We start from the raw sequence: 518 nt of genomic DNA on the forward strand, positions 1-518 counted from the left end.
CGGCTCGATCAGATGATCGACCTGCGCCATCCGCTGGCGGTGTTGTCCTCACGCATGCCGTGGCAGGAGTTGGAAGCAAGGCTGTCGCACCTGTTCATGCGCAAAGCCCGCTCTGGGGTGGCCATGCCCGATCTGGACCTCTTTGGCGAATCTCCGGTGCGCGCAGCTCGGGCGTCCAACGCAGGCCGACCCCGCGTGCCGCTGCGCGTGATGATCGCGCTGCTGTATCTGAAGCACGCCTTCAACGAGTCGGACGAAGGGGTGGTCGAGCGCTGGGGCGAAACCCCCACATGGCAGTTCTTCTCGGGGCGGGCGTACTTTGAACATCGCCGGCCGTGCGACGCCACGACGCTGGTGAAGTTTCGCCGGCTGCTGGGCGAGGAGGGGGTGGAAGAACTCCTGGCGCAGACGATCAACGTGGCGGTGGAAACCGGACTCATCAAGCCGCAGGAACTCAAGCGCGTGGTGGTGGACACCACCGTACAACCCAAGGCGGTGGCCCATCCGACCGACAGCCG

General features: G+C 65.4%; 1 protein-coding gene. It reads left to right on the forward strand.

Translation table 11 applies throughout. The annotated features are described in order from the left end of the window. Positions 1-518 (forward strand): transposase (locus Tfont_RS14435; RefSeq protein WP_143969943.1); only part of this gene is annotated, 518 nt, incomplete at both ends.

The organism is Tepidimonas fonticaldi (genome assembly GCF_007556755.1).
In the GTDB taxonomy this organism is placed as follows: Bacteria; Pseudomonadota; Gammaproteobacteria; order Burkholderiales; family Burkholderiaceae_C; genus Tepidimonas; species Tepidimonas fonticaldi.